This window comes from Herpetosiphonaceae bacterium (assembly GCA_036374795.1).
Lineage (GTDB): Bacteria > Chloroflexota > Chloroflexia > Chloroflexales > Kallotenuaceae > LB3-1.
Genome location: DASUTC010000101.1, coordinates 1 through 19,985, shown reverse-complemented (window position 1 = coordinate 19,985; position 19,985 = coordinate 1). Strand labels below are relative to the sequence as shown.

Below are 19,985 nucleotides of genomic sequence, written 5' to 3'. Positions count from 1 at the left end.
CGAGGTACTATCATTTGTGGGACTCCAGGTTCGGAGTTTCAGGCCCTCACCCCCGCCGCTCGCGCGCCACCCCCGCTGAGCGCCGGGTGCCATGCCCAACGGGCGCCCGGTCTGGCACCCGGTTCTTTGTTTGGTTCTTCGTTCTCCTAGCGCGTGAGGCCAGGAAGATAGACCTTCTCACGAGGAACGCCCGGGCTGACCGTGATCGTGCCGAGCGGATAGCGGCCCACGCTATCGCGCCCGGTATTTGCCAGCGTCAGCGGCGGACGATACCACGTAGGGTCGCGCACGACGAGATTCAGCTCATATTGACCAGCGGGTATCGCGTCTGACATCATCAGCGGATCGCTGACAGGCTGCGGCTGCGTCGTCGGCAGCAGCCGCTCAAGGTTCAGATGCGAGACGCCGGTCCAGACCAGCGCGCGCGTGCCCTGCTGATGCAGTTGAAAGGTCACGGCATACTGCTCGTACAGCGGCGTCACGCCGACATTCGACCACTGGCTGTCGATGCTAAAGCGCTGGCCGGTCGTCACCACGGCGGGGTAGCTCAGCGCGTTGAGCTGTATGCGGTAGCCGGAGCGCTTCCCGATGGTGATCAGTTGCGCCTGCTCGTCGGCGGAGTAGCTGCTCCAGGCGCCGAAGTTGCCGCCCGCGACAGCGGCGATATGCCACGTCTGGACCTGCCGGTCGCACTCCGCCAGGTTGGGACGACCACCGCCGAGGTACTCGGAGACGACCGGCGCGGTCTTCCACCGATCGCGCATCGCCGCCAGCTTGGCCGGATACGCCGTAAACTGCTGGTCGAACCACGGATCGCACAGGCTATCAACACGCACGCCGACGCGCGGCGATGCGCCCAGCGCATAGACGAAGGCATCGACCTCCGGCCCGCCGGAGTTCATCAGGACACGGCTGCTGGGAAATGCGGCGAGCTGAATATCGACGAGCGCCCGCTTGGTAGCGGCGGTGGCGGGCGGCGTGCAGAGGCCGTTGGTGTGCCACTCGCCCCAATGGCCGTAGATGCCCATATCGTAGTAGCCCAGCCACGGATTGCCGTTGTAGCGCGCGCCCAGCGCCTGCATGAGCGCCCGCGCCCGTTCGAGAAACTGCGGATGATCCCAGGCCGGCACCCAGACGACCTTGCCGCCATAGGAGCAGTAGCTACCGCCCGCCTCCTGCCGCAGGTACTCCGGCACCTCGACGGCTGCGCCAAAGTTGTTGATGCTCATCACGCGGAAGGCTAGCTTTGCGCCCGCCGCCCGCGCCGCTTGCAGCTCGCGCTCGATCGGCGAGAAATCGTACTGTCCTTTGGACGGCTCCAGCTCGCGCCAGGTGTAGCGGAGATAGTGATCGTAGGACGGGCGCGGCTGCGGAATCCCTTCCACACCGTACCAGCGATAAAAGCCGCGCAGCGGATTGACAATTTCGGGATCGGAGAGCGGAATCGCCGTGGGTGTGACGCTGATCATGCTCGTTGCCGCACCCAGAGGGTACTCTGCCGCTGCCCACGAGCCGCTGGTCAGCACCAACGCCACTGCCAGCAGCAGGCCGAGCCTGACCCAGGCACGACGAACGTGCTGTAGCTTTATGTCAACCATACGATCACTTTCTCGCTGCTGAGGCTGGAATGCCATCCGGACGCTGCCGAGTCAGATGACGATGCGCAGCATACCCGGTTGATCGGGGCTACGTCTATCCCCCATTCGTCCCAGCGGGCGGCATGGTGCGGAATAGCGGCGATTGTGCCGGGTGGGTATGCCGTGCAGCAAAGCGAGGCGCAATCACGGGTGATGCGAAACGCTGAACACGCGCCTCGATCAAGCCGCTGCTCCTCGGCGTGTGGTATCCTTCCCCGAACAGGTACGCACCTGAGTCGTACCACTCGCTACCAGCATCAGGCCGCGCCACGCGACGCACCGATACGCAGCGGGCGCGCTGCTCCGAGAGATCTATGGCCCATTCGATCGATCACTCTGTGCTCACGATCGCCGCGCTCTCGCCGAGCGCCGCAGAGCCGACGCACCAATCCGCAGCCGATGCTGCCTCCCAGGTCTGCTCGCCGCCCAGCGCTCACTCGCCGCTGTGGATGGTGACGACCGAGCCGCTGCTCAACCAGTTCGTCGCCGACTTGCAGCGCTTGCGGCAGGCGATCGTCGAGCAGCCGTCGATCCACCGCGAGCTATGTTTCTCGCGCGCGGGTCTGGATGCGGTGCGCGCCGCCTTCGCCTCGATGATCCGGCACGGCGAAGAGCAGGTCCACCGCCTGGCACAACTGCTGTGTGCCACCTGGCTAACCTCGTTCCAGGTGCAGAGCGTGGTCATCGGCGAGGTCGAGACGACCAGCGAGCGCTTTACGCTGTCGCAGCTCATCGCGCCGAGCGAGGTCTACACCGCGACCGACCTTGACCTCGGCAATCGTCAGCTCAAAAAGCTTCAGTTTCGCACCGCAGACGGGTGGAGCCGGGCCGTGCTGGTGGCGAATACGGTAGACTACCAGCCGCTCACGCCGAACCGCTACGCGATCCATCGCATCAGCACGCGGATCAAAGCCGAGGAAGAGATCTGGAATAAAGTAGTCGACGAGATCTTCGACCTGGATGCGCTGGTGCGGCGCGACAAGAAGCTGCGCCACCTGAGCCGCTACGTCAAAGACATCTTCGGCATCAAGATCGTCGTCGGCAGCATGGCCGACGCCTACCACGTCCACAAGGCGCTCGGCGAGCTGATCTGGTCCGACGAGCAACTCCTGGCCCGGCAGATCGAGCCGGGCGATACGACGCGGCGGCTCAGCCTTGTCGAGGTCAAGGACTACCTGGGCGCGGGGCAGCGCAAACGATCGGGCTGGCAGGCGCTCAAATCGGTCGTGCAGTGGTCGGGCAAGACGATCGAGATCCAGATTCAGCCGCTCCACAACTTTCTGCACGAGCGCGAGGTGCTGACGCGCGAAAGCCACATCAGCTTCAAAGCCCACCGCGAGCAGGTGCGCGATCAGGTCGCGGCGCAGATGCCGCTCTTTCGCTTCTACCGCGATCTGCTGGTCTGGGTCTTTCGCACGCCGTCCGCGCCGCCGCCGATCCACGAGGGCATTACCGTGCGGCTGGTGCCGTGAGCGAGAACCAGGAACCAAGGGCGAAGAACAAAGAACAGAGAATCAGCTTCACCCTCGCCTAGGCAATGGGAGAGCGGTGCTGAGCGCAGCGAAGCGGAGTGCGGGCCTCCACTCGAACCTGGAAACAAATCAGCAGCGCCGTCCAGCCGTGAACGTCTGCTAGCGCGCATCACCGGGGCGATCATCGGGATGCTGAAGCGCCGCGATGGCCCGCAGATGAGTCGGCGATGTCACCGCACCGTGCAGCAGCGGATCATCGGTCGTCCGCATCCACTCGTAGAGACGAGCCAGCAGATCAGCCCGTAGCGCCTGCTGCGCCCGATCCTCGGCCAGATTTTGCTGCTCGAAGGGGTCGCGCTCAAGATCGTAGAGCTCGACCAGCGGATGATACGCGACCGGCGGATCGGGCGGCGTGACTGGCCGGGAGCGCGGCTGCCACGATTGCGACGGATTCATAAACGCGGGCGCGGCGCTAAAGTTGACGATCAGCTTGTGCGTCTCGGTGCGAATACAGCGCTGCGGATCGTAGTAGTCGTGATAGGTCATCTCGGCAAACATACACGGACGCGGCTGGTACGCGCCGCCATCGAGCAGCGGCAGCAGGCTGCGGCCTTGCAGCGCCGCATCGACCGGCAGGCCGACCAGATCGAGCAGCGTGGGCGTTATGTCGACGTTGGAGACGAGCTGCGGGTACGACGTGCCGCCGCTCCAGCCACGGCCCGGCAGGCGCATCAGGAGCGCCGTTTCCAAACCGGGATCGTAGAGCGTGCATTTGGCGCGGGGCAGCGCCAGGCCGTGATCGGTCGTAAAGATCACCAGCGTCTGCTCGTCGAGGCCCAACGACCGCAGACCTTCTAACACGCGGCCAAGCGCGGCGTCCATGTAGGCAACCGCGCCTTGCAGCTCGGCGATCTCCGCGCGGGTCTGCGGCGTATCGGCGAGATAGGGCGGGATCGTCAGCCCCAGCGAGTCGTCGGCAGCGATATAATCGCCGGTAAAGCCCATGAAGTCGGGCCGCTCCTCGCCGGGACAGGCCACCCGATGCGGCTCGTGGTAGCCGAGCTGAAGATAGAACGGCTGCGGCTGATCGGCGCAGCGCCTCAAGATCGCCAGCGTCTGGTCGCTGATAGGCTCGCCATGCTGCGGAGGAATCACCTCGTCGAAGCCGCAGCGCTCGGCGCTACGCGCCTCGTGGATGATGCCGATCAGCCTGGTGTCGTAGCCGATACTGCCCAAATATTGCGCCAGATGCCGCTCATCGGGATGCAAATCCCAGGCAAAATCGCCGTGCGTCAGGCCCATCACCCCGTTGCTATGCGGATAGCGGCCTGTGTACAACGAGGCGCGCGAGGGGCTACACTGCGGAGCGGTGCAAAAGGCGCGCGTCAAGCGTACGCCCTCAGCCGCAAGCCGATCGAGATGCGGCGTGCGAACCGTGGGCACGCCGTAGCATCCGAGAAAACGGCCAAGATCGTGGCACGTGATCAGCAAAATATTCGGGCGCTGCCGCGCTCCCATGATGGCCTCCGCTTCGATCGTCCAAACGTCAGGACAGCGTGATCACCTGAAACAAGGATCCCGCGCTGCTCGTAGTAGTGTACAGCCCGCCGCAACCGCCGGAGTCCGATCCAGTCGCCGCCGACAGCGGCGCGGCGCTCTCGAAGGAGGAAGTCCATGCACCATATTAAGCTCATGCGTCGCCGGTTTCCACGACAGTCGGCCACGATCACCGGCATCCTGCTGCTGGCAGCGCTCAGCGCGCTGGTGATCGGGATCGGCCTGCTGCTTCTCCCATAGGCCGCAGATCCGCGAAATCATCCCCGAATCGACAACGAGCCGTGATGATGGTTGAATCATGATGTGGAATACAACGGAATCAATCGATTGCACATCGCTGTAGAATCGACAAAGGGCACGTCGGCGACGTGCCCTCTGGATTCCTCACCCCTCAGATCGAGATTTAGCGGTTGTTATAGATCGCGGTGAGCAGCTCGCCATTCGAGGTATCGCCGCTCAGCTCCCAGAAGAACGCACCGCCAAGACCCTGGTTCCTGACGTAGCTCATCTTCCCGGCGATCGTGCTGGGCGTGTCGTAGCTCCACCACTGGCCGCTGCAATAGGCATACGCCGTACCTGCCACCGTGCCCGTCGCGGGACAGCGGCCCTTCAGCACTTTGTAGTCCTCGATGCCCTGCTCGTAGGTGCCCGGCGCGGCGCCCGTCGCGGAGCCGCCAGGCGCGCTCTGTGTCACGCCCGTCCAGCCACGACCATAGAAGCCGAGGCCGAGCAGCAGCTTGCTGGCGGGAATGCCTTTGCTCTTGAGCTTCTGGATCGCGGCATCGGAGTAGAAGCCCGGAACCGGAATGCCGCTGTACGAGGTCAGCGGCGAGTGCGGCGCCGTCGGGCCATCCGCATCCCACGCGCCGAAGTAGTCGTAGGTCATGGGCATGTACCAGTTGACGTACTGGGCCGCGCCCGCGTAGTCCGCCGCATCGATCTTACCGCCCGATGTGCCGTCCGCCGTGATCGCCGAAGTCACGAGGTTGCCTGAGCCGAAGCGGGAGCGCAGCGCGGCCATCAGGTTGCGGTAGCCGCTAAAGCCGCTGGTGTCGCAGGTCAGGCCACAGGCGTTGGGATACTCCCAGTCGATGTCGATGCCGTCGAACACATCCGCCCAGCGCGGGTCCTCCACCAGCCGGTAGCAGGAGTCGGCAAAGGCCGTGGGATTGGCAGCCGCCTGCCCGAAGCCGCCCGACCACGTCCAGCCGCCGAAGGAGTAGAGCACCCTGAGATGCGGATACATGCGCTTGAGCTTGCGCAGTTGGTTGAAGTTGCCGCGCAGCGCGCCGGCATCCCAGGTATCGGCCACGCCGTCGACGCTCGACGCGGCATCATAGAACTTATCGTAGTCGGCGTAGCTATCGCCGATCGTACACTGGCCGTTCTGCACATTGCCGAAGGCATACACGATATGCGTCAGCTTGGAGGCCGAGCCGCTGGTGTGAATATTCTTGACGTGGTAGTTGCGCCCGTAAACGCCCCACTGCACGAAGTAGCCGATGACCTTGCGCCCGGTCGACGGTGGCGGCGTGGGCGTTGGTCCGGTGGGCGTGGGCGTGGGTGTGGCAGGCCTGGGCGTGGGCGTAGGTGTGCCAGGCCTGGGCGTGGGCGTGGCGGTGGGCGATGTGCCGGAGAGCCTCTGCCACAGCGCGGGCGTCGCGGGCGGCGTCCAATCTGGCTGCGACGTATGCGCCTGGATACACTTGTACTCGACGCCGTTGTAGCTCACGATCTCGCCGACCGAGTAGGGATGGAAGTTGCCGTCCCAGGCTGGAGCGAGGGCCGAGGCATCGGTTGCCGCCAGGACCAACGTCGCCACGAACACGAAGATCGTGAGCAGCGAGACGATGTTCGAGCGCCGCATGATCAACTGCTTCATGTGATTCTCCTTACGAAAGAACAAAGAGCAAAGAACAAAGAACAGAGAACACAGAACACATGCTTTAACCGATCGTTCCGTTGTTCTGTTGTTTCGTTGTTCCGTTGTTCTGCGTGGGGGGTGGCTTGCAACTCACGCAGGCGCGTACGCGCTGCGCTCGTGAACCGTCAGCCCGTGGCCCAGGGGGTAGAGGCCAGGGATCGAAACCGGCAGCCGTCCCGCAAGCGGGAGGCGGCCCCACAGCGCCTTGACCAGCGCCTCCACCGCTGGCGGCAGGATGCTGTAGGTACAGAGGTAGGTCTGCGCCGCAGGATAGACCGCCAGGTCGTAGGGCATGCGCAGCGCGACCGCGATCGTCGGGATGCCGCAGCCGAGCAGCGCGTTGACCAGTAGCGCCTGGCCCGGCTGTGCCGCAGCGTTGATCGTGCCGACGACGAGCAGATCGTAGCCCGCGATGCGCTGGCAGAGGCCGTCGATGTCGGCGGAGGCGGGATCGGCGGGGACGACAAACTCGTCGGTCGCGGCGTGATAGACGCGCATCGCCTGCGCCAGCGTACAGGTGACGTACGACGACGTATCGGCGGGCGTGAGATCGACGGGGCGCGGCACGACCACGGCGATCTTCGCGGCGGGAGCCACGCGCAGCGGCAGCAGATGCGCGTCGTCGCGGACGAGCGTGACGGAGCGCGCGGCGATCTCCGCGGCCAGCGCCCGATGCTCCTGCGAGCCGATCACCTCCAGCGGCGGCTGCGGCTGCTGCGCCAGCCACTCTTTGAGCGCCAGCACGCGCTCCGCCGAGAGCAGCGTATCCGCCGGATCGAGCAGCGAGCGCCGCGCGGCCTGGATCAGCCCGCTGTAGACGTACTGCTGGATCTGCGGCTCGGTGTTGAGCAGCAGCAGATCGACGCCCGCCATCGCCGAGGCCAGCGCATCGATCACCAGATCGGGTCCCTGCGCAATCGCGCCCATATCGAGCGCATCGCTGATGATCACGCCGCCAAAGCCCAGCTCATCGCGCAGCAGGCCGCGCAGCAGCGTCGGCGAGAGCGTGGCGGGCAGCGTGGTGCCGCCGTCGTAGGCCGGAAACGCGATATGCGCGCTCATGATCAGTCGCACGCCCGCCTGGATCGCGGCGACAAACGGCGGGATCTCCACCTGCCGCAGACGGCTGCGATCGTGGTGGACGACCGCGACGCCATAGTGCGAGTCGCTGGCGGTATCGCCGTGCCCCGGAAAATGCTTGGCGGTCGCGGCCACGCCTGCGGCCTGCATGCCCTGGACCATCGCCGCGCCGAGCCGGGCCACCAGCGCCGGATCTTCGCCAAACGAGCGCGTGCCGATCACCGGATTCTGCGGATTGATGTTGACATCGCAGGCCGGAGCGTAGTTCACATTGATGCCCATCGCCGCCAGCTCGCGGCCCAGCGCGTAGCCCGTCTGAAACGCCAGCTCGGCGGAGCCGGTCGCGCCGAGCGCCAGATTACCGGGAAACTGCGTGGTCCCGCCGTCGATCGCCATCAACTGGCCGCCCTCCTGGTCGGCAGCGACCAGCAGCGGCGGATGCCCGCACTCGGCGGCCATGCGCTGTAGCGCGGTGGTCAATCGCCGCACCTGCGCGGGATCGGCGACATTGTGCGCGCGAAAGAGCGAGATCCCGCCGATCGGCTGGCGTTGCAGCAGCGCGCTCAGCTCCGGCGACGGATCGGTGCCGACAAAGCTTAACATCAACTTCTGGCCGATGGCCTGCTCCAGGGTAAGCTGCATAGATGCTCCAACGGTCATGGATTAGCCCTTCAGCCCCGTCAGGGCCACGCTCTCGAACACATAGCGCTGCGCGAAGACAAAGCCGAGCAGCAGCGGAAGCGTTGTCAGCACCGAGGCGGCCATGATCAGCGGCCAGGGCTGCGAAACCTGCTGCGGATTGTACAGATTATTGATCGCGATCGGCAGCGTGTACAGCGACGTGCGCTGAAGATAGATCAGCGGCACCTGAAAGGCGTTCCACTGCGCCACGAACAAAAAGATCGTGATGCTCGCCAGCGCGGGCTTGCACAGCGGCAGGATGATCCGCCACCAGATCGTGAGATGATTCGCGCCGTCGATCATCGCGGCCTCGTCCAGCTCGCGGGGCAGCGTGAGCATGAACTGCCGCAGCAGAAAGATAAAGGTCGCGCCGCCCGCGAAGAAGCCCGGAATAATGATCGGATTGAAGGTATTGATCCAGCCGAGCCGGTTAAAAAGCACATACTGCGGCACCAGCGTCGTCTGCGGCGGCAGCATCAGCGTCGAGAGCAGCAGCATAAAGACCACGCTGCGGCCCGGCCACTCGATCCGGCTGACGGCGTAGGCCACGGCGGCGACCGAGATCAGCGTGCCCAGCACGCCCAGCGCGGTGACAAAGACCGAGTTCGCCAGGTAGCGCAGCCACTGCGGATCGTTGAAGATCTGCGCGTAGGCCGCTAGCTGCGGCTGCGCGGGCCACCAGACGATGCGGGGCGCGTTCGCCTCGGCGCTGCTCTTAAGCGATGTCGAGATCATCCAGAAGAGCGGGAACAGCAGCGCGAGACTACCGCCCAGCGCCACGCCGTAGAGCGCCAGCGCCGCCAGCACACGGCGGGGCCTCCCGCGTCTCACGGGCTGCGCTTCGATCATCCGGCTGGCAGCCTCCGGCTGCGAGCGGTGCTTGACGGCCTGCATCGGCATCTCCTACTGCGCCTCGTAATAGACCCAACGGTTGGCGATCTGGAACTGAATCGCGGTACAGACCAGGATGATCACCAGCAGCACCCAGGACATCGCCGCGCCATAGCCGATCTCGTTGAAGCGGAACGTCGCCCGCCACAGGTAGTAGGCCACGAAATAGGTCGACTGGGCCGGGCCGCCGTCGCGGGTGAGGATGTAGGACTGTTCAAAGATCTGCAACGTGGCGATCATCCCCACCACCAGATTGTAGAAGGTCGCCGGCGTGATCAGCGGCAGCGTAATGTGCCGGAAGCGCTGCCATGCGGTCGCGCCGTCGACCTCGGCAGCCTCGTAGAGCGTGCGCGGCACGCCGTTGAGCGCCGCCAGATAGATCACCATCATCATCCCGGCGCTCCAGGCCAGGATCACGATCAGCGCGGGCTTCGACCAGAGCGGGCTTTGATGCCACAGCGGCAGCCGGTCGGGGCCGGGAAAGCCCGCGCCGAGCGCGTTCGAGAGCGCGGCGAAGTTGCCGCGCTGCAAGCCCATGAAGGCGGCGTTGCTCAGCTCGGTGACATAGATCGTCAGCCGCAGTAGCCACTGGAACGGCGGCAGGGCGTTGCTCAGAAAGCCCAGGATCGTATTGATCACGCCGTTGTTGGGATTCAGCATCAAGCGCCAGGTCAGCAGCATCGCCGCATTGCCCGCCAGGATCACCGGCAGATAGAACATCATCCGAAAGAGCCGCACCGCGCGCAGCTTCTGGTTGAGCAGCAGCGCCAGGCCCAGCCCGACCGCAAGCTGCACGGGCAGGCCGAAGATCGTCATGTACAGCGAGTTCAGCAGCGACACATGGAAGGCGCTGTCGGCGAGCAGGCGGCGGTAGTTCTCCAGGCCGATCCAGGTCGGCGCGTTGGGCAGGCTGTAGCGCGTAAAGCTCCAGTAGAGCGACAGCGCCGCCGGGCCGACGACGAACAAGACAAAGCCGACGATCCAGGGAGCGGCGAAGGCATACCCGGCAAAGGCGCGCTGCTGAAAGGTGCGGGACTTGCCGACGAGCCGCGCCGCAAGCCGGGCGACGTGGCCCAGCGCGAAGCTCGAGGCAAGGATCAGGATGATCGTTCCCACTACCCATTTGAGCGTAAACAGCATCGGCGCGAGCATGACCTTCCTCGTTTCGAGTTTCAAGTTCCAAGTTTCAAGTTTCGAGTTGGCGGAACTTGGAACTTGGAACCTTGAACTTGGTTCTTTATCCTACAGCCGCCCGGCGTCCTTGAGCGCCTGGGTATATTTCTCCTGAATATTCTTCAGGGTCGTTTCGAGATCCTGATTATCCTGGAAGTAGAGCGGCAGCTCGGCCTGCAAAATCTCCGACAGCTTGGGCGCGACGCGCACATCGGCGAAGGCGCGACCGTACTGCGCCATCAGATCGGCCTGCTGCTTCATGATCGGGTTTTCGATCGTGGCGTCTTTGCGCGGCGAGAACGAGCCGAAGATCTCGTTGTACTTGGCCTGGTTCTCTTTGCTGCCGAGCAGCTTCAAAAACTCGACGGCCAGATCGGGCTGCTTGGTGTACTGCGGAACGCCGAGCCAGTCGGTAAAGACCTGGACCACCGGCTTGCCGCCCTCAGGATGCGGCGATGGCCCCATCGCGATCTTCTGCCAGACGGCATCGTCGAGCGCGGGAGCGCCCCAGGCGTTGGCCCATAGACAGGCGACCTCGCCGGTTGCCAGCCGCGAGCCCTGCGCCTCGCCCAGCGCGGCGGTCGTCTCGTTGGGCAGCACCGCGCGGCGGCGATCGTACATAAACTTAAGCGCGGTCCTGGCCTGCTCCGAGTCGAAGGTCGGCTTGCCATCGGCGGTGTACAGCTCGCCGCCCGCGGCCCAGATGAACTGGAGATACTCCTGCCAGTCTTGCAGGTCGGTGCCGATCGTCCAGACGCCCGCGCGCGACAGCTTATTGTCTTTGATCACCGTCGTCGCCTTGGCCTGCGCGACCGCCTGATCGAAGGTCTGCGGCACCTGGTCGACGCTGCCCTCTTTGAGCAGATCGGTGCGGCACATGTAGGTGCGCGGCATCACCAGCCAGGGCAGGCCGCGCAGCTCGCCCTTCCAGGTAGTCGCCTCAAGCGGCGCGGCCAGATACTGCTCAAGGTCGGGCCACTGCTTGAGATACGCGTTCAGCGGCAGCAGCCGATCGCCGTATTCGGGGCCGAACTCGGAGCCCATGTTGAGAATGTCGGGGCCTTCACCGGCGGCGAAGTAGCCCGCGTAGGTTTCGTTGAGCGTGCCCCAGTTGAGATAGATCGGCTCGACGGCGACGTTAGGATGCGTTTTCTGGAACGCGGGGATAACCTCTTTTTCGAGCCAGGTTTTGTGCTCGTCTTTGTAGTCGACGAGCGCGATGCGCAGGGTGGTGCTCTGGCCGCTGGCCGACTGGCCCGTGCCGGCGGCGGGCGACGCCGAGGCTGCGGCGCTGGGGGCGGGCGACGAATCGCTGGCTGTCGGCGCTGCGGGCGAGCCACACGCGGCGAGCATGAGTAGGGCTGCGATGATCAGGCATGATCCCAATCTGGTACGCATGACGGTGCTTCTCCTGAGCTAGGTCTATTGATCCACAAGCCTATGACGATCCAGCGATGTGCAGACCGATCGGTCGCAGGGGCGGATGCACGAGGTGTCCTCTGGGCAATATAGTATCAATTTGGTAAAAATTTACAGCAGATATGCCGCGCGCACAACGGCAAAATTGCTTAATTTCGGCGCGCGGGGCCGAGTGCGAAGGCCGCGAAGCTCGAAGCTCCGAGATCGAAAGCTGCTGCACTATCGCATCGGCGTTGCACAAATATGTTCTTTGATACGGCACTACCTAGGTAATCGCGTATCGACAATCCGCCGATCGCTGCTACAATAGGAGCCTATCGAGCCTCTCGAACTGATCGCGCACACAGTGAGGGACTGGAGTTCGCGGAGGTAGGCTATGCAGCAATCCATGCCCGACCCGTTGCTCGGACAGCTCCTGAACTCGGAGCAATTTCCCCAAGACAGCCTGCCGCTCCAGATCACGCCGTTGATCGGGCGCGAGCAGGAGCTTACGGCCATTCGCGCGCTGATCCACCGGCCCGACGTGCGGCTGCTGACGCTGACCGGCCCCGGCGGTGTCGGCAAGACCCGGCTGGCGTTGCAGCTTGCCGTCGAGCTGAGCGCCGACTTCGCGGATGGCGTGTGCGTCGTGCCGCTGGCGGCGATCCGCGACGGGCACTTTGTGGTGTCGGCGCTGGCGCAGGCGCTGGGGCTGCGCGTTGCCGACGGGCAGCCGCTGCTCAAGCATATCTACGCCAGCATCCACCAGCGACACCTGCTGCTGCTGCTCGACAACTTCGAGCAGGTGGCCGACGCCGCGCCGCTGGTGACAAACCTGCTGGCGGTCTGTCCCCGGCTCAACGTGCTCGTCACCAGCCGCACGGTGCTGCGCGTCACGGGCGAGCATAGCTTCGTCGTGCCGCCGCTGGCGCTGCCCGATCGCAGCGCGGTCCAGCCGACGCTCGATCTGCGCGCGCTCGAACAGGTGGCGGCGGTCAATCTGTTTCTGACCCGCGCGCGTGCCGTGAGGCCCGACTTCGCGCTGACCCACGAGAACGCGGCGGTCGTCGCCGAGATCTGTGCCCGGCTGGAAGGTCTGCCGCTGGCGATCGAGCTGGCGACCGCGCGGCTCAAGCTGCTGTCGCCTCAGTCGCTCCTGGCCCGGCTGAGCAACCGGCTGACGCTGCTGACGGAGGGAACGCGCAATCTGCTGGCGCATCAGCAGACGCTTCGCCGCACGATCGATTGGAGCTACGATCTGCTGCGGCCCGCCGAGCAGACGCTCTTCCGGCGGCTGGCGGTCTTCGTCGGCGGCTGGACGCTTGAGGCTGCCGAGGCGGTCTGCGCGGGCGATGGAGCCGATGCGCTGCCGATTCTGGATGGCCTGGCCTCGCTGCTCGACCAAAGCCTTGTGCAGCAGGCGGCAGGCACGGACGGCGAGCCGCGCTTCGAGATGCTCGAAACGATCGGCGAGTACGCGCGGGAGCGGCTGCTTGCCAGCGACGAGGCCGCCGCGCTCCACGGGCGGCACGCCGCGTACTACCTGACGCTGGCGGAGCAGGTCGAGCCGGAGCTGCTGGGACCGACGCAGGGGCAGTGGCTCGATCGGCTGGAGCAAGACCACGACAACCTGCGCGCCGCGCTGCGCTGGGCGCTGGAGCATGGCGCGGCGGAGATGGCGGTGCGCTTCTGCGCGGCGCTCTGGCGCTTCTGGTATGTGCGCAGCTACCTCAACGAGGGCCGCCAATGGCTCGACGCGGCGCTGGCACTGGGCGGCGATCTGCGCTGTGTGGCGCGGGCTAAGGCGCTCTGCGGCGCGGGCTGGATGGCGAACGCCCATGGCGATCTTGAGCAGGCCGAGCGGCTGTTTGCCGAAAGCCTGGCGCTCTCCCGCGAGCTGCGAGATCTGCGCGGGATCGGGCTGGCGCTGAGCGGCGTAGGACGCCTGGCCCATCTGCGCGGCGATACCGAGCGCGCGGTGGCGCTCTACGAGGAGAATCTGGCGCTGTTTCGCCAGCTCGGCGATACCGAGGAGATCGCCTGGACGCTGACGCGGCTGGGGATTCTGGCATCGGAGCAGCGGAGCTACGCCCGCGCGACCACGCTGCTGGAAGAAAGCCTCGCCAGCTTCAAGGCGGTCGGCTACCAGTGGGGCATTACCTGGGCCCTGATCTACCTGGGCAACGTCGTGCTTGAGCAGGGCGACTACGCCCGCGCCACGGTGCTCTTCGAGGAGAGTCTGGCCCACTTCCGCGAGCTGGGCGACAAAGGCAGCATGGCGACGTCGCTCAAGCACCTGGGGCAGGCCGCGCTCTTCCAGGGCAACGTCGAGCAGGCGGCGGCGTGCTCCCGCGAGAGCTTTATGCTCTACCGCGACGCGGGAGTCAAGCAGGAGATCGCGGAGTGCCTGGAGATGATGGCGGCGATCGTCTGGGCGCAGGGCGCTGCCGCGTGGGCCGTCCGGCTGCTTGGCGCTGCGGCGTCGCTGCGCGACGATCTGGGGGCGCATCCATCGCCCGCCGAGCGCGCGCACTGCGATGATATGCTGGCGGCGGCACGGCAGCGGCTCGGCGCTGCCGCGTTTCAAGCGGCCTGGGCGGAGGGCCGGGCGCTCACGCCGGAGCAGGCGGTCGCGGCGGGTGATCGCGCGCTTGAGCCACCACCCGCTGTCACGGCTCGGCCCGCGTCCCAGGGCACGGCCCTCGCAAGCGCCGCCGCCGACCTGACGGAACTGACCGTCCGCGAGCGTGAGGTGCTGCAACTGGTGGCGTCGGGCCTGACCGACGCCGAGGTCGCGGCGCGGCTGTGCGTCAGCCCACGCACGATCAACTCGCATCTACGCTCGATCTACAGCAAGCTCGGCGTCTCGTCGCGGACCGCAGCGGCGCGGCTGGCGCTGGATCGGCGGCTGGTGTGAGGGTATCATCGAGGTGACACGCTTATCGCATAAGCTAAAATCTTGGAAGGACGGCAGAGCTTAGGATCGGGGCAGGCATGAGCCAGAATCAACGAGCGCAGCAGCTCCACGACAAAGCAACACGCGGCGAGCTGCTCACCGGAGACGAGCAGATCGAGCTAGAGCAATGGTACGCCCAGGCAGATCAGGCAGAGTACGCAGCACTCGGCCTCCATGAAAGCGCCGACGAAGCCCAGGATTTGCAGCACCCGGTTAACGCCGCGCTTGAGCAGCTCCAGCGTGTGACGCAGCGTATTCAGGAGCAATCCGACGAGAATGATGCCGTACGACAGGAGATTGCCGAACTCCAGCGACGTCTGGCCCGGCGCTCAACATCCCGCGCCGCATGACGATCTCAAACAAGCTTCGTAACATCGTTCGTGAACGGGCTCGCTTTACGTGCGAGTACTGCGGTGTTACCGAAACGGACACTGGCGGCGAGCTGACAGTCGATCATTATCAGCCGCAAACAAAAGGCGGTAGTGATAGCCTGGAGCACTTACTGTACTGCTGCGTCCGCTGTAATCAGTACAAAGCGGATTACTGGCCGCGCCAATCGGATGATCCACTATTATGGAACCCTCGTAGCGAGCCTGCTGCAACCCATTTCCTAGCTACGATTCCCGCAGCATCGTCGGCGCGGCATCGTGGAGGCCAGGCACCACCAGGCAGAACCACTGGCGGCATTTGAAGAGACGCAGCGGCAGCAGCGCGTCGGGAAAGATCTGGCCGCCGTGTCCCTGCCAGCGGGCCAGACTCGTTAGCTGCCGCCTGGCGCAGGGCGGACACAGATCGCCGGGCTGGCCTTTGTCGATGCTACGGGGGCGTATCGCCTACACCCCTGCGGCAGCCATCGCGACACTCCGCCGAGATCATGCCACCATCCAGCCCCGCCGGGCACCGAGGCGCTACTCGAACCGGCTCTTATACAAAAGCAGATCGTCGAGCGAGACATTGCCGCCGCACAGCACCAGCACGACATGATCCTCGCTCGAAAAGCCCGGCGCGAGCCGCTCCGCCGCCGCCAGCGTGCAGGAAGATGCCAGCTCGGTCAAGACCTTAGCCCGCTCCAGCAGGAAGCGCTGCGCCTCGTAAGCCTCCCGATCGGAAACCAGCACATGCTGCTCGATGTGCTGCTGGGCAATGCTGAGCGCATCGGCGGCAACTGCGGGAGCGCCCAACGTCTTGGCAAGCGAGGTCGGCTGGATCTGAACGACGCGACCGGCTTGCAGCGCCTGCGCCAGCGCATCCGCGCCCTCGGTTTCCACGCTCCAGACGCGCGTCTGGGGCTTAAGGCCCTTGACGGCGACCGTCGTGCCGCCCATCAGGCCGCCGCCGCCGACGCTGACGATCACATCGGTGACGTGCGGCACATCTTCCAGCAGCTCCAGCCCGATCGTGCCGTTCCCGGCCATAACGTCGGGATCGTCGTACGGATGCAGGAAGGACAGGCCGCGCTCCTGGTAATACTCAGCCGCATCGAAGGCTGCCTGAATATCCGGGGTCAGCTCCACCTGCGCGCCGTAGCAGCGGGTCGCCTCGACATAGTTGCGCGGCGTGTGGATCGGCATAAAAATCGTCGTGTGGACGTCCAGCCTGTTGCCTGCGTAGGCCACGCCTTGGGCAAAATTCCCGCCGCTGACGGCGACCACGCCGCGCGCGCGCTCCTCGGAGCTGAGACAGAGCATCTTGCTAAACGCGCCCCGCGATTTGAAGGAGCCGGTTTTTTGAAAGAGCTCGAGCTTAAGATACACATTCGTGCCAAGGCGCTGGCTGAGAAACTGGCTCTTGACGGTGTCGGTGCGGCGAATGTAGGGCGCGATCGTGGGATGCGCGGCTTTGACATCTGCAAGCGTAACCATAGGGGGGCTGTCCTTTTCCCTGAAAGTGGTGGGTATCCGACGTGCTGAACGTAATGGGCTGGAATCGCTCACAGGGAAACCGACGCAAACGGGTCGTCGTTGACCGTGTGGCGTCTCCATTGTACGCGATAGCGCGACGGCGGACAATAGCGCCGCCGTACGAGGCTGGGGCTGCGCGTGGGTGGCGCAGAACAAGGCCGCGCGGTGCTCCGTGCTCCACTACGACGTGGAGCCCGATGATCCGCTGGGCGCGGGCGCGGGATACTGATCTCTGAAATCGCCCTTGCGCTTGCACACATTGTCCGCTTCCAGCGGCCCGATCGTCTTCCAGGCCGCGCCGTCCCAGTAGTGGATCGTGCCGTTCTGGTAGTAGCCCGGCAGCTGCGCGGTATCTCCGGCGTGCCGACTTTCGATCGTCGACTTCCACGCGCCGATGATCGCCGTGATGTCGACCGACTCTTCGAGCAGCAGCGGGCGGCTCAGCGCCTTGACCTTGGAGCGGAACGTATCGCGAACCTTGCCACCTTCCAGCGGCGCGGACTTGCGATAGCCCAGGATCACGGCGTTGGGGAACAGGCCGTGGAAGACCTCGAACGCCTCCTTGCAGAGCGTCGCGCAGCTTGTGCTGATCATCAGCTTGACGTTCGGGAAGCCGCCCGCCTTCTCGATGTAGCGCAGATCGAAGCCGAACGTCTCGGAGCCGTCGGAGAAGACGCCGGGCGCGCGATACTGGGCGAACTGATGCCCTCGGAAGTAGACGATGTCGGTGCGGGCCAGATCGCCGAGCTCTCCCGCCGCTGTCTTCTTGGCGCGGCTGCGGTGCTTCGCCCCCGACCCGCTGAGCTCGAACTTGCCGAACGGGAGCGTCTCGCTGGTGCCAAGCTGTGTAAGCTGTCCCTTGATGTCGCCCGCGTATTCGGGGTACATCCCGGTGTAGCCGCCGAACGCGGTGCCAGCCTCGGCCCACACCGCGCCTGTGTCTGTCGCACCCAGCACCATCTCCATGTCGCTCTTGACCTCGGCCTGCTGCTCAGGCGTAGCGCAGCGCCGAATCAGCTTGAGCGAGCGAATCAGTGGCAGCCGCTGATCGATCTTTTTGGTCGCTTGATAGGCGACCGTCTGGGAATGTACCAGCACTCTGGTTACGTCGAAGTCGAAGGTCGCGCAGAGCGGATCGGCTGCGGCTGCCTTATCGTCCGGGGCGCGCTGGATCGTCGGTGCCGACCTGCCCTGTTGCAGCGTGTGGGTCAGCTCATGGGCCAGCAGCCGCCTGCCCTCGCCGGTCTGGGGCATGAACTCGCCGGGCCTGAAGAACATATCCGAGCCGCTGGTAAAGGCCCGTGCCTGCAAGACCTGTGCTGCGGCTGCCGCCTGCCTGCCGGTATGCACTCGCACGCGGCTGAAATCGTGGCCGAAGCGCGCCTCCATGTCCGTACGGGTGGCGGCATCGAGCGGCTGCCCCGACGAGCGCAGCGCGGCGGCGAGCGGCGGCGCTGCGCTCGTGACGCCACCTGCGATCGGTTTGGCCTGCGCCGAAGCTTCTCTGCTGGCGGGCGCATGCTCAGACGCGGCTGCAACCTGATCGGCGATCCGATCGGCCTCCTGCTCGCAGGCGTCGCCCGGCTGATTGACCGCGAGCTTAGCCTGAAGGCCGACCGGCGCGTGAGCGTAGATCGGGACGCGGCTGAAATCGTAGGCCAGGCGACCGGCGGCACTGCTCTCGTGCGCGGACGATATGCGCTGCTCCGCAGGCTGCAAGGATCGGCTGGCATCTGCCCGGTGCGCTCCAGCGGACGCGAGCCGGGCCGGTGTTTGATCAGCAGACGATCGTTTGATTGGCTGATGCCGTGTCGATGTGCCCATCGCTTCTTCCTTGGCTCAAAGCGCTCCTACCCAGCGCCGCCACGATCCGGTCGCTGCCGCCACGCGAGACGGCCTGATAGTCGCTACTATATCACAGACCACAGCGCGAACGGAAGAACCGAGAACCAAGAACCAGGAACCGAGAACCCATGGCTCCCCCGCTCCTATGCAATGTGGCGCGGTAGCGCCGGGGTGAGGGCCTGCACTCGACCCTCCCGGCGCTAGGTGTCGGCCTCGACCGCATCAAGCTGGCCGCGCAGCCACCGAGCGACCGCCTCGACGTGGGGCGGACGCAGCAGCGTGTAGTGCGTACCCGGCACCACCTGGGCATCGAGATCTGCCGCCCAGAAGCGCCAGCTCTCCGCCACCGATTCCGGTCGGCTGGCCTCCAGCAGCGCCACAGGCGCGCTCATCGGCGCGGGCGCGTAGTGCTGCAACGCCGAGAGATGGGCGTCGAAGACCGCCGCAAGCCGCTCGATCTGGTCACGATCGAGGTCGGGCGGGAGCGCGCCGTGCTGCCGCGCCCGGTCCAGAATAGAGCTGAGCGCATCAAGATCGGCAGGCGTGATCGCCAGATTCACGCCAAGCAGACCGCTCAGATCGCGCGCAAAGGCGATCCGGCGCGCGGTGGCGTCGAGCGGAGCGGAGTCCGGCGCGGGCGGGCCGCTGTCGACCAGCGCCACCAGCGCGACCTCCTGGCCCTGCCGCCGCAACTGCTGAGCTACCTCAAAGGCGACCACGCCGCCAAACGACCAGCCGCCCAGGCGGTAGGGACCCTTCGGCTGTACGCTGCGTATCGCCGTCAGATATTCCGCCGCCATCGCCGCGATCGATGCGTGCGGCACCTGCCCCGGCTCGACGCCGCGCGCCTGAAGCGCGTAGAGCGGCTGCTCAGGGCCGAGCGAGCGCGCGAGATCGGCGTAGCACAGCACGGTGCCGCCGATCGGATGGATGCAGAAGAAGGGACGGCGGCGACCCTGCGGCTGGAGCGGCACCAGCGGCGACCACGGCGTCTCCGGCCCAGCCGCGCGCAGGTGATGCGCAAGCTGCGCGATCGTCGGCGCTTGCAGCAGCGTGGCGAGCGGCAGCGCCCGCCCGAAGCGCTGCTGCATCTGTGAGAGCAGCCGCACCGCCAGCAGTGAGTGCCCGCCCAGCGCGAAGAAATCGTCGGTCACGCTCACCACGGGCTGGTGCAGCAGATCGGCCCAGATCTCGGCCAGGGCGCGCTCCCACGCATCGCGGGGCGCTACTACTGCCCGCGCCGCTGTCGACGGCTGATCGGGCGCGGGCAGCGCGCGGCGATCGAGCTTGCCGCTGGCAGTGAGCGGCAGCGCGTCGAGGAAGACCAAGGCGCTCGGCACCATGTAGGCGGGCAGGCGCTCCTGGAGGAAGGTCCGGAGGTCCTGCCGAGAACCGTGTTCTTGGGCGGCGGGTCTGTGTTCGACGACGTACGCCACGATGCGGGGATCGCCTGGCGCATCCGCGCGCAGC

At 65.6% G+C, this 19,985-nt stretch carries 14 protein-coding genes; 4 read left to right on the top strand and 10 right to left on the bottom strand.

What is annotated here, in order from left to right:
• Positions 1-146: 146 nt before the first annotated feature.
• Complete coding sequence (locus VFZ66_07150) at positions 147-1,598, bottom strand: DUF4832 domain-containing protein (protein ID HEX6288949.1); 1,452 nt, start codon at positions 1,596-1,598, stop codon at positions 147-149.
• 353 nt (positions 1,599-1,951) lie between these two features.
• On the opposite strand from VFZ66_07150, the gene VFZ66_07145 reads away from it, so the two are divergent.
• On the top strand, positions 1,952-3,109 hold the full coding sequence (locus tag VFZ66_07145; protein ID HEX6288948.1) for a hypothetical protein: 1,158 nt from the start codon (positions 1,952-1,954) through the stop codon (positions 3,107-3,109).
• 159 nt (positions 3,110-3,268) lie between these two features.
• Here VFZ66_07145 and VFZ66_07140 read toward each other — a convergent pair whose 3' ends face one another.
• Entirely contained in the window at positions 3,269-4,627 is a 1,359-nt protein-coding gene (locus VFZ66_07140) for a sulfatase (GenBank protein HEX6288947.1), read from the bottom strand.
• 156 nt (positions 4,628-4,783) lie between these two features.
• Here VFZ66_07140 and VFZ66_07135 point away from each other — a divergent pair, with 156 nt between their 5' ends.
• Positions 4,784-4,906 (top strand): hypothetical protein, encoded by a 123-nt coding sequence (locus VFZ66_07135; protein HEX6288946.1) that lies wholly within the window; start codon positions 4,784-4,786, stop codon positions 4,904-4,906.
• 163 nt (positions 4,907-5,069) lie between these two features.
• Here the strand turns inward: VFZ66_07135 and VFZ66_07130 are convergent, their stop codons facing one another.
• From VFZ66_07130 to VFZ66_07110, 5 genes are all read right to left on the bottom strand, one after another.
• Positions 5,070-6,548, bottom strand: a complete 1,479-nt coding sequence (locus VFZ66_07130; GenBank protein HEX6288945.1) for a glycosyl hydrolase family 18 protein — start codon at positions 6,546-6,548, stop codon at positions 5,070-5,072.
• A gap of 132 nt (positions 6,549-6,680) precedes the next feature.
• On the bottom strand, positions 6,681-8,312 hold the full coding sequence (locus VFZ66_07125; GenBank protein HEX6288944.1) for a glycoside hydrolase family 3 protein: 1,632 nt from the start codon (positions 8,310-8,312) through the stop codon (positions 6,681-6,683).
• Between the two features lie 21 nt (positions 8,313-8,333).
• A complete protein-coding gene (locus VFZ66_07120; protein ID HEX6288943.1) occupies positions 8,334-9,245 on the bottom strand; it encodes a carbohydrate ABC transporter permease in 912 nt (303 codons plus the stop codon).
• 9 nt (positions 9,246-9,254) lie between these two features.
• Complete coding sequence (locus VFZ66_07115; GenBank protein ID HEX6288942.1) at positions 9,255-10,394, bottom strand: sugar ABC transporter permease; 1,140 nt, start codon at positions 10,392-10,394, stop codon at positions 9,255-9,257.
• Positions 10,395-10,484: 90 nt separating this feature from the next.
• Positions 10,485-11,813: a sugar ABC transporter substrate-binding protein gene (locus tag VFZ66_07110; GenBank protein HEX6288941.1), complete on the bottom strand. Its 1,329-nt coding sequence runs from the start codon at positions 11,811-11,813 to the stop codon at positions 10,485-10,487.
• A gap of 397 nt (positions 11,814-12,210) precedes the next feature.
• On the opposite strand from VFZ66_07110, the gene VFZ66_07105 reads away from it, so the two are divergent.
• Both VFZ66_07105 and VFZ66_07100 read left to right on the top strand, forming a co-directional pair.
• Complete coding sequence (locus VFZ66_07105; GenBank protein HEX6288940.1) at positions 12,211-14,730, top strand: tetratricopeptide repeat protein; 2,520 nt, start codon at positions 12,211-12,213, stop codon at positions 14,728-14,730.
• Positions 14,731-14,807: 77 nt separating this feature from the next.
• Positions 14,808-15,119 carry a hypothetical protein gene (locus VFZ66_07100; GenBank protein HEX6288939.1) on the top strand — a complete coding sequence of 104 codons (312 nt, stop codon included), beginning with the start codon at positions 14,808-14,810 and terminating at the stop codon, positions 15,117-15,119.
• A gap of 558 nt (positions 15,120-15,677) precedes the next feature.
• Here VFZ66_07100 and VFZ66_07095 read toward each other — a convergent pair.
• The 3 genes from VFZ66_07095 to VFZ66_07085 all read right to left on the bottom strand — a co-directional run.
• Positions 15,678-16,631 (bottom strand): threonine/serine dehydratase, encoded by a 954-nt coding sequence (locus VFZ66_07095; GenBank protein ID HEX6288938.1) that lies wholly within the window; start codon positions 16,629-16,631, stop codon positions 15,678-15,680.
• Positions 16,632-16,850: 219 nt separating this feature from the next.
• On the bottom strand, positions 16,851-18,494 hold the full coding sequence (locus VFZ66_07090) for a DUF4157 domain-containing protein (GenBank protein ID HEX6288937.1): 1,644 nt from the start codon (positions 18,492-18,494) through the stop codon (positions 16,851-16,853).
• A 221-nt stretch (positions 18,495-18,715) separates the two neighbouring features.
• Positions 18,716-19,985: thioesterase domain-containing protein (locus VFZ66_07085; protein HEX6288936.1), on the bottom strand; the 1,270-nt coding region annotated here is incomplete at its 5' end.

Excerpts from the sequence above, each read along its gene's own strand:
- VFZ66_07110 (HEX6288941.1), bottom strand. The coding sequence starts at position 11,813 with ATGCGTACCAGATTGGGATCATGCCTGATCATCGCAGCCCTACTCATG.
- VFZ66_07105 (HEX6288940.1), top strand. The coding sequence starts at position 12,211 with ATGCAGCAATCCATGCCCGACCCGTTGCTCGGACAGCTCCTGAACTCG.
- VFZ66_07120 (HEX6288943.1), bottom strand. The coding sequence starts at position 9,245 with ATGCAGGCCGTCAAGCACCGCTCGCAGCCGGAGGCTGCCAGCCGGATG.
- VFZ66_07140 (HEX6288947.1), bottom strand. The coding sequence starts at position 4,627 with ATGGGAGCGCGGCAGCGCCCGAATATTTTGCTGATCACGTGCCACGAT.
- VFZ66_07095 (HEX6288938.1), bottom strand. The coding sequence starts at position 16,631 with ATGGTTACGCTTGCAGATGTCAAAGCCGCGCATCCCACGATCGCGCCC.
- VFZ66_07125 (HEX6288944.1), bottom strand. The coding sequence starts at position 8,312 with ATGCAGCTTACCCTGGAGCAGGCCATCGGCCAGAAGTTGATGTTAAGC.
- VFZ66_07115 (HEX6288942.1), bottom strand. The coding sequence starts at position 10,394 with ATGCTCGCGCCGATGCTGTTTACGCTCAAATGGGTAGTGGGAACGATC.
- VFZ66_07145 (HEX6288948.1), top strand. The coding sequence starts at position 1,952 with ATGGCCCATTCGATCGATCACTCTGTGCTCACGATCGCCGCGCTCTCG.
- VFZ66_07150 (HEX6288949.1), bottom strand. The coding sequence starts at position 1,598 with ATGGTTGACATAAAGCTACAGCACGTTCGTCGTGCCTGGGTCAGGCTC.
- VFZ66_07130 (HEX6288945.1), bottom strand. The coding sequence starts at position 6,548 with ATGAAGCAGTTGATCATGCGGCGCTCGAACATCGTCTCGCTGCTCACG.
- VFZ66_07090 (HEX6288937.1), bottom strand. The coding sequence starts at position 18,494 with ATGGGCACATCGACACGGCATCAGCCAATCAAACGATCGTCTGCTGAT.
- VFZ66_07100 (HEX6288939.1), top strand. The coding sequence starts at position 14,808 with ATGAGCCAGAATCAACGAGCGCAGCAGCTCCACGACAAAGCAACACGC.
- VFZ66_07135 (HEX6288946.1), top strand. The coding sequence starts at position 4,784 with ATGCACCATATTAAGCTCATGCGTCGCCGGTTTCCACGACAGTCGGCC.